Annotated in this window: 12 protein-coding genes; 5 read left to right on the forward strand and 7 right to left on the reverse strand. The window is 56.6% G+C overall.

Going from position 1 to position 15011, the window contains the following annotated elements:
* Positions 1-84: 84 nt before the first annotated feature.
* The 4 genes from MWU55_RS15635 to MWU55_RS15650 all read right to left on the reverse strand — a co-directional run bounded on the left by MWU55_RS15635 (position 85) and on the right by MWU55_RS15650 (position 6918).
* A complete protein-coding gene (locus MWU55_RS15635) occupies positions 85-669 on the reverse strand; it encodes a DUF924 family protein (RefSeq protein WP_246937668.1) in 585 nt (194 codons plus the stop codon).
* Between the two features lie 59 nt (positions 670-728).
* Complete coding sequence (locus tag MWU55_RS15640) at positions 729-1988, reverse strand: MFS transporter (RefSeq protein ID WP_246937671.1); 1260 nt, start codon at positions 1986-1988, stop codon at positions 729-731.
* 106 nt (positions 1989-2094) lie between these two features.
* Positions 2095-3147, reverse strand: a complete 1053-nt coding sequence (queA, locus tag MWU55_RS15645) for a tRNA preQ1(34) S-adenosylmethionine ribosyltransferase-isomerase QueA (protein ID WP_246937673.1) — start codon at positions 3145-3147, stop codon at positions 2095-2097.
* Positions 3148-3183: 36 nt separating this feature from the next.
* The gene (locus MWU55_RS15650; protein WP_246937676.1) at positions 3184-6918 is read right to left on the reverse strand and encodes an AsmA-like C-terminal region-containing protein; all 3735 of its coding nucleotides are present in this window, start codon (positions 6916-6918) and stop codon (positions 3184-3186) included.
* Between the two features lie 231 nt (positions 6919-7149).
* On the opposite strand from MWU55_RS15650, the gene bcp reads away from it, so the two are divergent.
* From bcp to MWU55_RS15670, 4 genes are all read left to right on the forward strand, one after another.
* Positions 7150-7635, forward strand: coding sequence for a thioredoxin-dependent thiol peroxidase (bcp, locus tag MWU55_RS15655; protein WP_246937678.1), 486 nt, complete (start codon positions 7150-7152; stop codon positions 7633-7635).
* Positions 7632-8504 (forward strand): ferritin-like domain-containing protein, encoded by an 873-nt coding sequence (locus MWU55_RS15660; protein ID WP_246937680.1) that lies wholly within the window; start codon positions 7632-7634, stop codon positions 8502-8504. The genes bcp and MWU55_RS15660 overlap by 4 nt, the downstream gene beginning before the upstream one ends.
* 269 nt (positions 8505-8773) lie before the next feature.
* Positions 8774-10093, forward strand: a complete 1320-nt coding sequence (locus MWU55_RS15665; protein WP_246937682.1) for a M23 family metallopeptidase — start codon at positions 8774-8776, stop codon at positions 10091-10093.
* Positions 10083-10592, forward strand: coding sequence for a polymer-forming cytoskeletal protein (locus tag MWU55_RS15670; protein ID WP_246937684.1), 510 nt, complete (start codon positions 10083-10085; stop codon positions 10590-10592). The genes MWU55_RS15665 and MWU55_RS15670 overlap by 11 nt, the downstream gene beginning before the upstream one ends.
* A gap of 79 nt (positions 10593-10671) precedes the next feature.
* Here MWU55_RS15670 and MWU55_RS15675 read toward each other — a convergent pair whose 3' ends face one another.
* Positions 10672-11460, reverse strand: coding sequence for a DUF2189 domain-containing protein (locus MWU55_RS15675; protein WP_246937686.1), 789 nt, complete (start codon positions 11458-11460; stop codon positions 10672-10674).
* Between the two features lie 273 nt (positions 11461-11733).
* On the opposite strand from MWU55_RS15675, the gene MWU55_RS15680 reads away from it, so the two are divergent.
* A complete protein-coding gene (locus MWU55_RS15680; RefSeq protein WP_246937688.1) occupies positions 11734-12537 on the forward strand; it encodes a lytic murein transglycosylase in 804 nt (267 codons plus the stop codon).
* 66 nt (positions 12538-12603) lie between these two features.
* On the opposite strand, the gene prfB is transcribed toward MWU55_RS15680, so the two are convergent.
* Both prfB and ugpC read right to left on the reverse strand, forming a co-directional pair.
* Positions 12604-13731 carry a peptide chain release factor 2 gene (gene prfB, locus MWU55_RS15685; RefSeq protein ID WP_246937691.1) on the reverse strand — a complete coding sequence of 376 codons (1128 nt, stop codon included), beginning with the start codon at positions 13729-13731 and terminating at the stop codon, positions 12604-12606.
* Between the two features lie 168 nt (positions 13732-13899).
* Positions 13900-15009 (reverse strand): sn-glycerol-3-phosphate ABC transporter ATP-binding protein UgpC, encoded by a 1110-nt coding sequence (gene ugpC / locus MWU55_RS15690; RefSeq protein ID WP_246937695.1) that lies wholly within the window; start codon positions 15007-15009, stop codon positions 13900-13902.
* Between the last annotated feature and the right edge of the window lie 2 nt (positions 15010-15011).

Here is a 15011-nt window from a genome sequence, read left to right on the forward strand (position 1 = left end):
TTTGCCATTAAACTATTTTGTTCAACGGATCAATTACCTCAGCGAAACCCTGCTAGTCGCTCAGCGAAACCCGGCGAAACAGGGTCACGCATCCCTCTTCTGAATTTCATCGCGGATGCTGGCATAACCACCATCCTGAATGAATGCAGTTTCTTCAGCGCTGCTTTCGCGTCCCAAAGCCTCGTTCCGGTAAGGGAAGCGGCCAAACTTGCGGATTATCTCGCGATGTACACGGGCGTGCAGCGTATCCCCTGCCCCTCGCGGGTCCGACATGCGATCCTGCATCAAGTCGATGCAGCGATCTTGATCCGTCATCTTTTCACTGTGCATGAACGGCATGTAAAAGAACTGCCGATTTGGCAGGTCGATCTGCAAATCAAGCCCAGCGTGGACGGCGGCATCGGCACAGGTAAGCGCCGCTGCGTCTGTCGCAAAGCTTCTGGCATCTCCGCGAAACATGTTTCGCGGGAACTGATCGGTTAGAATGATGAAACCTAACGCGCCTTCAGCGCTGCCTTGCCAATCGGCCAGTTCACCTGAACGGGCCGCTTCCCAATCTGCCATGAAACGGCTGCGTATCTCATCATCAAGCTTTTGCGTGCCGTTATACCAGCCCTCTGGACCGGTTTCGTCGATCCAGAAGCGGATGATGTCTTCGGGTGTTGCCATGGGATCCTCCCTGCTGCCCTTCCACCCTAGCGCGGTGTGGGAAAGCTGCAAGGGCGCGATTACCCTTCGTCCTCTTCGGCGGCTTCTGCTTCGTCTGCCCAGAACTCCTGCGCCATATCAACAGCCACAGGCGAAGCCGCAGGCGCCATGGTCACAAAGGCACCCGTTTCATCCGGCGCAGGGGCCGAACGTTGGGTCGAACGCCACAGGCCATACCCCAGCAGCAGCACCAAAAGCACCGCCATGTAGAACCAGAACCCGGCAGGGCCCATAACACCCATCACCCAACCCGACACGATCGGGCCAGCAATGGCTCCAATACCGTTGATGAAGATCAGCCCAGCCGAAGCCGCAGGCATATCATCCGGGTCCAGAAAGTCATTCACATAGGCGAGCAACAGCGCATAAAGGGGGTTGGTCATTCCCCCCATCAAGAACGCCGCCACCAACAGCAGAGAATAACTTAGGCCCAGCGCCACGGGCAGAAGCCCAGCGAAAGCTGCCACGGCGGTTACAATCAAAATCAGGAAGCGACGGTCCATTCGGTCCGAAATCCATCCAATCGGATACTGCAACACAAGCCCGCCGATGTAGAAAGTCGACACAAAGCCCGAGATCTGTGCGACCGACAGCCCCGCCTGTTGGCCAAACACCGAGGCCATGCCGAACTGGGCAGCAAACACGCCCCCCAGGATCAGGAAGCCCACACAGCCCAAAGGAGAGATCGTGAAAAGCTCGCGCAGGCTCAGGCCCTTGGTGGTCTCGAAGGCAGGCGTGGGGTTGATCGACAGTAGGATTGGCGCAAATGCGATCGACACAAGAACCGAGGGGATGATGAACAGGATGAAGTCCTGCGGGTCGCCGATGACCAGCAGACCCTGCGCTGCAATGATGCCGACCATCTGAACGAACATATAAAGCGACAGGGCTTTGCCTCGGTTAGCATTGTCTGATGCGTTGTTCAGCCAGCTTTCCGCCGTGACGTACACGCCAGAAAAGCAGAAGCCCACGATCACGCGCAGGACGCTCCACGCCCAAGGATCGTCGAACGCAGGATACAGAATAAGAACAGCGGAGATAAATGACCCAAGGGCCGCAAAGACACGCACATGTCCTACGCGACGGATCATAATCGGGGCCATGCGCGATCCAAACAAGAATCCCGCGAAGTAGCCGGACATGACAACGGAAAGCTCGAAGGTTGAAAATCCTTCAAGCCCACCACGGATGCCCAACAGCGTGCCCTGCACACCGTTGCCCACCATAAGGAGCATCATACCGAGCAAAAGCGCCCATGAGCTTTTCAGAACTTGAAGCATATCGCCCCCACCGACCAATTGTGAAAATCTGCAAAGATCAGTCTAACCAAGCCATGCGTCGGCGTGACGACAATTCGCGACTAAATGGGGTCGCGTTCCGGCTTTCTTAGGGCAGAAGCAGCGAGCTATCGCCGTATGAGAAAAAACGATAGCGGTTATCGATCGCGTGATCATAAACCTGCCGCATACGTTCAGTTCCCATCAACGCAGAAACCAACATCATTAGTGTGGATTTCGGCAGGTGGAAATTGGTCATCAGGGCATCTGCGATCTGAAAGCGGAAGCCGGGCGTGATGAAGATATCGGTTTCCCCCACCCACGGCGCAATGAATCCCCGCGAAATCGCAGCGCTTTCAATCAGGCGCAGCGCTGTGGTCCCAACGGGGATTACGCGCCCACCTGCGGCTTTGGTCGCGTTGATCTCGCGCGCGGCTTGGGGGCTCACCTCACCCCATTCCGCATGCATTTTGTGCTCGGATACGTCATCCACCTTCACCGGAAGGAAAGTGCCCGCGCCAACGTGAAGTGTGACATGGGTCAGGCCAACACCCATCCCTGCAATCCGTGCCAGCAGCGCTTCATCAAAGTGAAGGGACGCGGTCGGCGCGGCCACGGCCCCAGTATTGCGCGCAAAGACTGTTTGATAGTCCTCGTTGTCCTGATCATCTGCTGCACGCTTTGCCGCGATATAAGGAGGCAGGGGCATCTTGCCCGCCTCATCGATGGCGTTATCAAAGACATCGCCCTCAAGATTGAAGCGCAGAATGGCTTGATCATCATCCCGCCCGACAAACTCGGCAGACAGTGCGTCGGAAAACGAGATGACGTCGCCTTCTTTCAACTTGCGAAGCGGTTTGGCCATCGCATGCCACTTGCCCTGCCCATCTGGGGACAGCAGTGTGACTTCGATATTCGCAATGCCTTCCCCCGGGGCGTGGCCGGGGCGGGTACGCGTGCCGAAAAGTCGACCGGGAATGACTTTGGTATCGTTCAGGATCAGTCTGTCGCCGGGCTTCAGCCAATCTGTCAGATCACTGACATGGGCATCCGTGATGCCACCCCCCGTCGCCACGAGCATACGGCTTGCCGTACGCGGACGCACAGGACGGGTTGCAATCAGATCTTCAGGCAGATCGAAATCAAAATCACTCAGCTTCATGGCCGCGCACATAGGTCTGATCCGCTTGAAGGTCAATCATTCAGGTCTGGGCGGAGGGTCGCGCCGGAAGATGTCACGAAAGAAGCCCGGTGTGAAAACAGAGAGCGGGTTCACCGAAACTTGCGGTGATGTCGCCGTTCCCCCCAATTGGTAATTAAAGCCAACCAGCCCTTCCCCCTTGCGGGCAAATATCCTCCCGGCAGAGTTCACAACATAGAACGGAGAGATTACGCCCTGCATCTGCATCTGCTTGGACCCAAGGAAATAGTATCCATCCATCGAGATCCCCATGGAATGCCCTGAGGCTGCACTTTCGTAGATCGTCACCTTCTCGGGATCCAACCGGAAGCGCGCATCGACATCCGTAAAGGGAATGCCCTGCCCCCCCAGCTGCTGCAAAAGCCCGATCACCGAGATCGCGGACAAAAGCTCGGCCATGGCGGGGGCGTTGTGGACGTCGATATTCTCGGTGATCTTCAGGCTGCCATCATACACACCTTTGCCACCCGCCGGGGCCAGAACAAGTTCCATCTTGCCGCCCTTAGCCGACTTGAACAATCCGGCCTCACGCAGGACAGCGCCTGCATTGTTGGCATTGATGCGAAATGCTGTGCCCTTCGGTTGTGCTGCGGCCACCCCCCGTATCCGTGGCTTGCCTGAAACACGGCCTTCGAACTTGCCTGACAGGCCAGAGGCACCGCTGGTAAAGCTGCCTTCAAACGGGGTCAGGACAATCCCCTCAGAAACCGTCAGGCGGTCGAGCTTCACATCAATGGGAAGCTCACCCTTTGCTGTCGCTCCACCGCTTTGCGATCCAAGCTTCGCTCCTCGCATGTCAATTGTGCCGCCATTCACGTTAACAGCAACAGGAACACCTGCCCCACGCCCCGTCAAAGTGACATTGGCGTCCAGCCAGCCCCCCAGTTTCACCCGGTCAAAGGCAGCCGTATCCAATCCCCCATCAGGGTTGATCGAAACGCGCCCAGCGGCGGACAATCCCGGGGCTGTCAGCGCCAATTGATCGATGCTTGGTACTTTTCCCAAATCGGCAGTCAAGCTCACCTGACCATTGGACCCTTTGGATTTCGACCACCCCAGAGCAGCAATCGACATCCCGATCCCCTTCAAGTCACCGTCCAAGCTCAGGCGGGGCGGCGTATCCTTGGCCAGCACGATCTTATAGCTTCCGCGTCCCTCACCACTGACCGAACCTTTAGGCAGGCCAATGTTGAAAACGTCCAGCATCTTAGCATTCAGCGGGAAGTTTCCGGTCACCACCGACTGATCGGCAGCCTTACCTGCTTTAAACGGAAGCTCCCACCGTCCTGACATGGGAAGCCCCGAAAGCGTTCCCTGCCCCTCAAGTTTAAGCGAGCTGTCGGTGTAGCGGATCGTCGCCCGCGGCAAGCGCAGCGTGTGATTGGGCACAATCTTGGAGCTTTCGATGTTTCGAAGGTCCCCAACAAGATCATAGGAAACCGCATCACGCGGTGGCTTGGGTTGCATCTGAATATCAATGCGCCCACGGATCGAGGCACGGCCTGAGGCAAGATCAGGACCAAGTTTTCCCTCGCTAGCCCTGAACACGCGGAAGGGTTTCGAGTTCAGCAAATGAAGCGCGGCCTTCATGGGACCGTTTACCGCCAAATCAACCTCTGCCGGCACAGGTGGGCGCGGCGTATTAGGATCTTCCCCGACTGGGCGTGGCTTGGCCATTTTGGGGATCACAAAGCTGGTTCCAGACACATCCAGCACCCCAGCGACACCTCCATCTGCATCTCGTGGACGCACAACACCCCGATCGGCCGAGACCGAAAGGCGGCGTCCCTCGATCACCAAACGCCCCGCCGCGTTTTCAATCGGTTGCATATCCTTCACAGCCCGGATCGTCATGTCCTTGAACGAGGCTGCGAGATTCAGATATGCCGGAGCATCCCCCTGTTTACGCCATGCAAAAGAAACATCCTGGAACTGCCCCTTTGACACATTCTTACGGATCCAATCACGGGTTTTTGCGCCGCGCGCTTCGGGCCACAGGGCGATGACCTGTTCAGGTGCGACCTGATCGGCACGGCTGTCAAAGGCCAAGTTCCAGCCATCACGATCTGCCGAGATCCGGCCACTGCCTTCAATCCGGCGATCTTCATGCATGACATATGCCTGCCCAATCTTCACATCAAATGGATCCATTTCCAGCCGGAAGTCGGCCCCACCTTCCCCAAGCAAGACCGTTTCCTCAAACAGATCGGATGGGTTGATCTGAGCATCAGACAGTTGAAGCTGGCCGATAAGTTGGCTGGGCCAACCTCCGGACCAGCCGCGAAGATATGCATGTCCGGCCGCACGCGCCTCGACCCAGTCGGACGACATGGACATTTCCGAAAAATCCATGCGTTCACGTTCCGGGTCGTAATCAATCGCAACCCGCCCGCCGTTAAAGCGCACGGGTTTAGCACCTTCGCTGGGGGACAGAACGCCTGCACCGAAATTCAGCGCTCCGGCCAAATCCGCAATGGCCCCGCTTTCATCTACGGTTGTCAAAAGCTCGCCCGATATCGGAGCATCCACAACGCCAAGAAACGCCAGAAGCGGGGATTGGGCCGCGATATCTGCGGAAAGCGCATTGCGGAACAGCGCCTTAAACTCGGCTTCCGAGGAATTCTTCGCACTGCGGAACTCAAAGACCGTTTCGGCCAGTGTCTCGGTCTGGTTAAACACGTCGAATGACAGGACCATACTGACGTGCTCCGCATCCTGCGTGATGACAAGCTTCCCGTCAGTTACCTGCCAAATCCGTCCCGTGCGCGCATCCTCAAGCGTGATGGTCAGTGCCTCGGCCCGGATTTCGTCGGTGTGGGTCAACACCCCCTTTGCAAACACATCATCAATGCCATCAAGAACCGTGGCGAAATCGCCGCTGGCACCAACCCCCTGCCCGAAGCTCAGATCAAACGCGCCATCCGCTTGTCTGCGCACGGTGATTTGCGCCCCAGACAGCTCCACCGTCGCAGGCTCCAATCGCCCCGACAGGACTGGCAACACGAAGACCGAGCCCTCAACGGCATTCAAACGCCCGATCTCCAACCCGGTTTCGTCACGTACCCCCAGATCAACAAGACGCAAGCGGGGGCGTCCATCGGTTCCGATGCCAAGCTCGATCTTCGACAAGGACAGCCCAACCGCATCGGTCTGCGCATTCAGCTGATCTTCGACCTGTTTGGCCACCCAATCGGGCATCGCAACCACGCGGCCCGTGACGGACATTGACACCAGAACCAAAAACAGCGCCACAGCACCAAGCATAAACACAGTCCAAACACCCAGACGCCGCTTTAGCTTGCGCGGTGTTTTGCGACGGGGCGTGGGAGCCGGGATTTCTGGCGTTTCTGTATCAGGGATATCCCGCGATGGGACAACGTCTAGCGGCGTAGATGAACCGGCAGCCTTGGCCCGGCGCAGGCGCGGTACGGCCAGTTTTCGCGCAAGGGACGGATCAGATTTTGCCCGCTCCCGCTTTACCAAACTCTCTTTCCGCCGCGGTTTTCCAATTCTGCGAAACACTTGCTCAATCAAGCCACGCAAAGGCAGCCTGCGCGCGCTTGCAGCCAGAACTGCGGCTTCCGCTTCTTCTATGGTAATCTCATCCGAAGGCGTATCGTCCGCTTGATCCGCGTCATGATCCAAGTCGTCAACCTCAAACGCCTTTTCCTCAGCGCCATCCTTTCGGGGCACATCAATTGGTTCAACGTCTGGCTTTTCGTCACTGGTCATTATGCCTGTCAGTCCGGCCCTTGCAGCCCCCTGTATTTTCAATCATTCTGCCCAAAACTTGGGAGCGGTGAAAGACCTGAATATCAGCTTACGCCCAGATTTCCCTACATATTCGGCCTGCGACCCTTGCCGCAGATCACCTCTTTGCTGGGTTTATGGACGATCCACTGTTAGGGCCAGCGTTCGGTGTTGCCTCGGCTCTAACCGTTAGATGGAAGGATTTCCAGAAACATGACCCATACCATGCCCACAATTGGCGACATCGCGCCGGACTTCACCCTTCCGCAGGACGGCGGTGACCCCATTACCCTTTCAAAACTGTCCAAAGGACCCGTTGTTTTGTTCTTTTACCCAAAAGACAGCACACCGGGCTGCACAACAGAAGCAATTGATTTCACGTCTCTTCTACCTGACTTCCAGAAACTGGGCGTGCATGTCTTGGGCGTCTCAAAAGACAGTGTGAAGCGGCACGAGAACTTTCGCGCCAAGCACACACTTGGCATTCCCCTTCTGTCCGATGCTGAAGGTGATGTGTGCGAACGTTATGGCACTTGGGGTGAAAAGAAGAACTATGGGCGCACCTATATGGGCATCACTCGGACCACTTTCCTGATCGGGGAAGACGATCGGATCGCGCAGGTTTGGGAAAAGGTGAAAGTCAAAGAGCATGCTCAGGCCGTATTGGCAGAAGCGCGTGCTTTAGTGGGTGGCGCATGACAAGCTTGCCCAAACCCCTGGCCGAAATGGCCGATGAGGTGCTGCGCACCGCGGATGGTCGACAGAAAACCGCCCTCGCCCGGTCATATGCGAGCGCTTGGTTCGCCGCACGTGAGGCGGGCCAGATCGCCTCGCCCCTAGAAGAACGCACTACGATTATCGGGCACGCCACACCGCCCGACTACCCCGCGCGCCCGGATAAGCCCGAGCTGAAAGACCCCCGTGACGTCCCTCGTCGGCGCCCCGGGGCCCGTCCGGGCCAGATCGCGCTTCTGCACGCAGTTGCGCATATCGAGCTGAATGCTGTGGACCTGCACTGGGACATCATTGCGCGCTTTACCGACACCAAGATGCCTTTGGGGTTCTACGACGATTGGGTGAAGGCCGCAGACGAAGAAGCCAAGCATTTCAACCTCGTATCCGATTGCCTTGAAGCACTGGACAGTCATTACGGCGCTTTGCCCGCCCATGCTGGTATGTGGCGGGCTGCCGAAGATACGGCGGACGACATACTGGGCCGTCTTGCCGTCGTTCCCATGGTGCTGGAAGCGCGTGGGCTGGATGTCACGCCGGGCATGATCGACATTTTCCGTAAGGCCGACCTGCCCGACACTGTGGCCGCGCTTGAGGTGATCTATGCCGAAGAGGTTGGCCATGTTGCCTATGGTTCAAAGTGGTTCCACTTCTTGTGTGGACGTCATGAGCTTGACCCGAAAGAAACATTCCACGCATTGGTGCGAAAATACTTCCACGGCGCATTGAAGCCCCCTTTCAACGAAGAAAAGCGCGCCGAGGCAGGACTGCCACCCGATTTCTATTGGCCGCTTGCCGACGAAACGCCGGACCGATCACGAGGAACCCCCGGCTGACGTCAAAGCGTTCCCGCTTCGATTGAGTTCGGGACGGGCAGCAAATACCAGATGTGGTAGGGCAGGATTTCCCAACCACATCAAACCTTACCCAAACGCAACAGGTCGGCATAAAATCGCCCGTTTTTCTGCGACAAGCCTATGAAATTTCCAAATTTTCTTGCGCGATTCAGATCGCCACGTTAAGCACCTCGGGTCTGTCGGCAAGCCAACAAAAGCACTCACGCGCCGCAGCTTAGGGACATAGGGACGTTACTGGGGATTGCGCATTGCATAACCAATTGATCATCAAGACCAATCACCTGCTCGAGCGGATATTCCCCGAGCAGCGACTTTTCTTGAGATCCGAGGAAGGCACACGCTTCATCCGCCTTTCACCTCTGACACAAGCCCTTGGCTGGACAGGTTCCGCCGCCTTCTTTGCGTGGTCGATTATCGCAACCGCTGTTTTGCTGATGGATTCCATCGGATCTGGCAACCTGCGCGATCAGGCGCAGCGAGACAAAATTCTCTACGAACAACGTGTCCAGACCTTGTCTGAAGAACGCGACATCCGCACCGCTGAAGCCATCGCAGCTCAGCAGCGTTTCAACCTGGCGCTGTCCGAGATCTCGGAAATGCAAAGCGAGCTTTTGGCGTCGGAAGAACGTCGTCGCGAGCTGGAAACCGGCATCGGTGTCATCCAGTCGACATTGCGTCGCACCATCGGCGAACGGGATCAGGCCAACGGCAGCCTGGAACAAGTATTGGCTGAAGCCCGTGAAAACGCCGAGAAGACAACGGCCGATGTTGCATCCGCCAGCGGCAACGCGACGTTGACCTTCATGACAGAAGAGCTTGCACGGACGGCGGCTGAACGTGACGCAGTTGCGGCAAATGCTGCAGAAGCCGAACGTTTTGCCCAAGACATGATGTACGAGGCCCGTCTGCGTGAAGAGCGCAATGACCAGATCTTCCGTCAGCTTGAGGACGCCGTGACCATCTCGCTGGAACCTCTGGACAAGATGTTTGCCAAGTCCGGCATGTCCGTTGACAACATTCTTGGTCAAATTCGCCGCGGCTATTCCGGCCAAGGCGGTCCCCTGACCCCGTTGATCCTGTCGACCAGTGGCGGTGCCCCTGATGCAGACACAGAACGCGCCAACCGCATTCTGGGCGAGCTGGATCGCATGAATCTCTATCGCATCGCAGCCCAGAAAATGCCTTTTGGCATGCCCGTAAAATCCAACTTTCGATTTACGTCTGGCTTTGGGTCCCGCTGGGGCCGCATGCACAATGGCACAGATTTCGCCGCCCCTATCGGCACACCGGTCTATGCACCGGCGGATGGGGTCGTCGTTCACGCCGCCTGGTCTTCGGGCTATGGGCGGCTTATCAAGATCCAACACGAGTTCGGTATCGAAACCCGTTACGCCCATTTGTCGCGCATGAACGTGCGTAAAGGACAAAGGGTCTCGCGCGGGGAGCGAATTGGTGATATTGGAAACAGTGGACGCTCTACCGGGCCGCATCTTCATTATGAAGTGCGCGTCGGCGGACGTCCGATCAACCCCATGATCTATATCAAGGCAGCACGCGATGTTTTCTAAAAGCAAGATCAACGAGCCCGGCCCCAAAGCCGGCGGTCAAGACACCACCTCGGCGGCTCCCGCTGCTGACAAGCCGGCGATCCCGCCCAAGGCATCCACACCGCCCGTGCCGTCCTCAGCCCCGAAGGCCAAGCCGCCCGCATCGACCCTTTCGTCGGACCTCGTCATCAAAGGCAATGTCAGGTCGACTGGTGACATCATCGTGGAAGGCACTGTCGAGGGTGACATTCGCGCCCACCAGCTGACCGTTGGCGAAGGCGCAACCGTTCGTGGCGAAGTCATCGGTGATGACGTTGTGATCAACGGACGTATCATCGGCCGCTTGCGTGGCTTGAAGGTACGCCTGACCGCAACTGCGCGCGTCGAAGGTGACATCATCCACAAAACCATCGCAATCGAAAGCGGTGCGCATTTCGAAGGCTCTGTCCAACGTCAGGACGATCCGCTTGCAACCAGCTCTAAGAAGACCCCTGCCGCGGCTCCTGCCGAAAAGGGCTGATACGCTTTCAGTTTTGAAGAACACTTAAAAGAAAAGGCCGCCTTCAAGGGCGGCCTTTTTCATTTAATTAAGGTCTGCGTCAGTCGTCAAACTTCATGACCTTGCGATAGAGGTGCCATGTGGCATGTCCCAATACCGGCAATGCGATGAAGAGGCCCAAAAACAAGGGCAGCATGGCTATGACCATAAGCACGGTGATCAGCACGCCCCAGAACAGCATGGGCACAAGGTTCTGCAAAACCGACTGGAACGAATAGATCATCGCCGAGATGAAATCCATTTCGCGATCCAGCAGCATCGGCAGGCTGCAAACGGTTAGCGAAAACGCGACAAAAGCCATAACCCCGCCAATGGCACTGCCCACGGCCAACATGGTTATGCCATTTTGATTAAGCAGCGCATCCTGCCAATTCGAGGTGATGTTTGTCATCGGGTGCAACCCCATGAACAGCATGAAAACGATATGTGCCACGAAAATCCAGAACAGGAAGCCCATGATCAGGACCATTGCAATCGACGGAAATTGCCGGTCCTTTTGATTAGCAACCACGCCCAGAACTTGCGCCCAGTCCAATGGCGTACCGTTTCCCAAACGGCGGCTGACTTCGTAAATCCCGACGGCAAGGAAGGGGGCGAGGAACGGAAACCCAAAGGCCACCGGAATAATCCAATAGCTTTGTCCCATCACCTCAAGCTCTAGTAGTAGAACGATACCGCCTAGAACGAAAAACAGCGCGAAGAACAGCCCGAACGCTGGGGCTGCCTTGAAGTCCTGAATGCCTAACTTAAGAGCGGACATCACATCTGCGATGGAAATGGATTGAATAACTGGCGGCGACGAGGCCTCCAATGGGGTAGCGTCTGACATGTCTCCTCCCTGCACGTGTCTTTTTGTTGTTTTCGCGCGTATAGCGAGTGTTGCCGCTGGATTGCGTTCCGTCAAGTTCGTGCACGCGTTAAGTGCCCGTTCATATGAGATATTTCACAGGCGCGCTGCCCGATATATGCCCAGCAAGTTGGTGAAACAGTCCTTGACCAATGGGCCGTCTAAGGCTTTCGTAGAAACAGTATATTTGGCGCTGTCTTGTTCATTGCAAACTGCTCGGGGTGCGCCTTCGCATTGAGTGACAAGGATTTGATCATGTCTTTTCTTAGAAAACTAATCATCGTTGGAAGCACCATTTGCCTAACCTCAGGCGCAGCAGCGGCCGCGAGCTGTGGTAACACGTCTGCCGGGTTCGAAGCGTGGAAAGCCAGTTTTGCCAAGGACGCTAAGAAAGCAGGCGTTGGAAAACGGGGGCTTCAAGCCTTGGCAGCCGCAAAATACTCCTCGGCCACGATCAGCGCTGACCGGAATCAAAAGTCCTTCCGCTATTCCCTGTCAAAGTTCATGAAAATCCGTGGATCTGCCACGATCGAGGCTCAGGGGCGAAAACGTCTGGCCAAGAGCCCGAAATTCTATCAGTCGCTCGAGAAACGTTTTGGTGTACCCGCCGGCGTCCTGCTGGCAATCCACGGGATGGAGACCGGCTTTGGCGGGTTCATGGGCAACACCCCTGTTGTGTCCGCGATCACGACATTGGCCTATGACTGCCGACGTTCGGATTTCTTTAAGCCCCATGCCATCGGCGCGCTGAAACTGGTGGATCAAGGAACGATCACGGGCAACACACGCGGCGCAAAACACGGAGAGCTGGGGCACACCCAATTCTTGCCGGGTAATGCCCACAAATACGGCGTCGATGCCTCGGGCGATGGGCGTGTTGATCTATACAATCTGGCCGATGCCATGGCCTCGACCGCAAACTTCCTGCGCAAGAAGGGGTGGAAGCCCGGCAAAGGCTATCAACAGGGCCAGCCAAACTTCCGCGTGATTAAGGAATGGAATGCAGCGACCGTGTATCAACAGGCCATTGCCATAATGGCCGCAAAGATCGACGGCTAAGACCTAAGAAAGACAAAGTCCCGGTCAGCATAACGGACCGGGGCTTTTGCGATTTCCAAATCTTGATCAGTCGTCCAGGTTCGCCTCGGCGCGTGATTTACCTGCAACGTCATGCGCCAAAACAGACGCCATGAACGCGTTCAGATCACCATCCAGAACACCCTTGGTATCTGAAGTCTCGTACCCCGTGCGCAGGTCTTTTACCATTTGATAGGGCTGCAACACGTAAGACCGGATCTGGTTGCCCCAACCAGCGTCACCCTTGTTTTCATGGGCCTCGTTGATCGCGGCATTCCGGCGGTCCAACTCCATTTGGTAAAGACGCGATTTCAGAGCCTTCATGGCAATGTCACGGTTTTGGTGCTGCGACTTCACAGAACTGGTGGTCACAATCCCGGTCGGGATGTGGGTAATCCGCACAGCCGAGTCCGTTGTGTTCACGTGCTGCCCACCAGCACCTGACGACCGATAAGTGTCGATACGGATGTCAGAGGGATTCACCTCGATCTCGATATTGTCGTCGACCACTGGATATACCCAGACCGAGCTGAACGAGGTGTGGCGCTTCGCGGCACTGTCATAAGGCGAAATCCGTACCAGACGGTGTACGCCGCTTTCCGATTTCAGCCAGCCATAAGCGTTGTGGCCCGAGATTTTATAGGACGCGGATTTGATTCCTGCCTCTTCGCCCGCGCTTTCCGACTGCAATTCGACCTTATAGCCCTGCTTTTCAGCCCAGCGAACGTACATACGTGCGAGCATCGACGCCCAATCACAGCTTTCCGTGCCGCCAGCGCCCGAGTTGATTTCAAGGAACGTGTCGTTGCTATCTGCTTCGCCATCCAACAGCGCTTCCAGCTCGGCCGCGGCGGCTTTTTTGACGAGGGCTTTCAGGCCATCTTCGGCCTCGGACACAACCTCGTCATCTTCTTCCATCTCGCCCAGTTCAATCAGGTCGATGTTGTCCTGCATGTCCTGCGCCATGGACTTATAGCTGTTCACGCTGTCCAAAAGTGACTGACGCTCGCGCATCAGTTTTTGGGCACGCTCAGGGTCGTTCCACAGGTCCGGGTCTTCGGTCATCGCATTGAATTCCTCAAGACGATGTTCGGCCGTATCCCAACCGATCCGCTGACGCAAAAGCGCCAGGGATTTTTCGATTGCGTCAACGTTGTTCTGAGCCTCTGCCCGCATGGGTTCGTTCCCTGTCCGAAATCTTGTCCCTCGCAATAGCAATCAGGGGCGAGATGGGCAAGCCGGATGGTGGATGCCCATAAGCCTGCATAATGAATAAGGCCGCACGAACAATGCCCGTGCGGCCCTGCTTGCAGTCGTGAGTGATGCGAAGGGGGGACCCTCGCCTTAGGTGCGCAGGGACAAGCCACCTGCGAACAGTTGCAATTTGGACGGATCCGCCGTCAGGCGCACATTCTGGCCTTTCAACCCATCATGAATGCCGGGCAGTTTGGCGATCAGATGGGTTTGGTTGGCACTGTCTGCCCCCTCGCCCACTGACATTTTTGCGGGCAGATACAAAAGCGATACTTCCCCCAGTGCTTCGACAATCTCGACTTCACCTTCAAAAATCGCATCGCCGTCGGCCAGCACGAAATCCTCGGGTCGGATACCCAGATTAACCTCGCGGCCCAAATCGGCATCCGTTGTGGCAATCTCGGTGGTTGCCACGCCACCTGCATCCAAGGTGACTTGTGTTTGCGCCCCCGTCGCGGTGATCTTGCCAGGCAGAAGGTTCATCGCCGGGGAGCCGATGAATTGCGCCACAAATTCGGTGCGTGGACGTTCATAGAGCTCAAGCGGGCTTCCGACCTGTGCGATGCCCTTGTTGGCCAGAACGACAATACGATCTGCTAGCGTCATCGCTTCGACCTGATCGTGGGTGACATAGACCATGGTGCTTTCCGGCATCGCCTCTTTCAGCTGCGCGATTTCAATCCGGGTGGCGACCCGAAGCGCAGCATCAAGGTTCGAAAGCGGTTCATCAAACAAATAGACCTTGGGGTCGCGCACAATCGCACGCCCGATGGCGACCCGCTGCCTCTGCCCGCCGGACAAAGCTTTCGGCAAACGATCAAGATAAGGTCCAAGCTGAAGCGCATTGGCCGCCTTTTCGACGGCAGCATCAATCTCGGCCTTCGATTTCTTCGCGATGTTCAGCGCAAAGGCCATGTTATCGCGCACCGTCATATGCGGATAAAGCGCATAGGATTGGAACACCATCGCGATGCCACGCTGACTTGGGGGCACGTCATTAACGACCTCACCATCAATTTCCAACGTCCCAGCCGTGATCCGTTCAAGCCCAGCAATCATGCGAAGAAGCGTGGATTTTCCGCAGCCCGAGGGGCCGACAAAGACAATCAACTCGCCCGTTTCGATGTCCAGATCGATGTCATTCAGGACATTGACCGCACCGTAGCTTTTGACAACATCTGTAAGTTTCAAGCTGGCCATGA

The organism is Aliiroseovarius sp. F20344, from assembly GCF_023016155.1.
Taxonomy (GTDB): Bacteria; Pseudomonadota; Alphaproteobacteria; order Rhodobacterales; family Rhodobacteraceae; genus Aliiroseovarius.

Excerpts from the sequence above, each read along its gene's own strand:
- MWU55_RS15650 (WP_246937676.1), bottom strand. The coding sequence starts at position 6,918 with ATGACCAGTGACGAAAAGCCAGACGTTGAACCAATTGATGTGCCCCGA.
- MWU55_RS15670 (WP_246937684.1), top strand. The coding sequence starts at position 10,083 with ATGTTTTCTAAAAGCAAGATCAACGAGCCCGGCCCCAAAGCCGGCGGT.
- queA (WP_246937673.1), bottom strand. The coding sequence starts at position 3,147 with ATGAAGCTGAGTGATTTTGATTTCGATCTGCCTGAAGATCTGATTGCA.
- MWU55_RS15680 (WP_246937688.1), top strand. The coding sequence starts at position 11,734 with ATGTCTTTTCTTAGAAAACTAATCATCGTTGGAAGCACCATTTGCCTA.
- MWU55_RS15660 (WP_246937680.1), top strand. The coding sequence starts at position 7,632 with ATGACAAGCTTGCCCAAACCCCTGGCCGAAATGGCCGATGAGGTGCTG.
- ugpC (WP_246937695.1), bottom strand. The coding sequence starts at position 15,009 with ATGGCCAGCTTGAAACTTACAGATGTTGTCAAAAGCTACGGTGCGGTC.
- MWU55_RS15635 (WP_246937668.1), bottom strand. The coding sequence starts at position 669 with ATGGCAACACCCGAAGACATCATCCGCTTCTGGATCGACGAAACCGGT.
- bcp (WP_246937678.1), top strand. The coding sequence starts at position 7,150 with ATGACCCATACCATGCCCACAATTGGCGACATCGCGCCGGACTTCACC.
- MWU55_RS15675 (WP_246937686.1), bottom strand. The coding sequence starts at position 11,460 with ATGTCAGACGCTACCCCATTGGAGGCCTCGTCGCCGCCAGTTATTCAA.
- prfB (WP_246937691.1), bottom strand. The coding sequence starts at position 13,731 with ATGCGGGCAGAGGCTCAGAACAACGTTGACGCAATCGAAAAATCCCTG.
- MWU55_RS15640 (WP_246937671.1), bottom strand. The coding sequence starts at position 1,988 with ATGCTTCAAGTTCTGAAAAGCTCATGGGCGCTTTTGCTCGGTATGATG.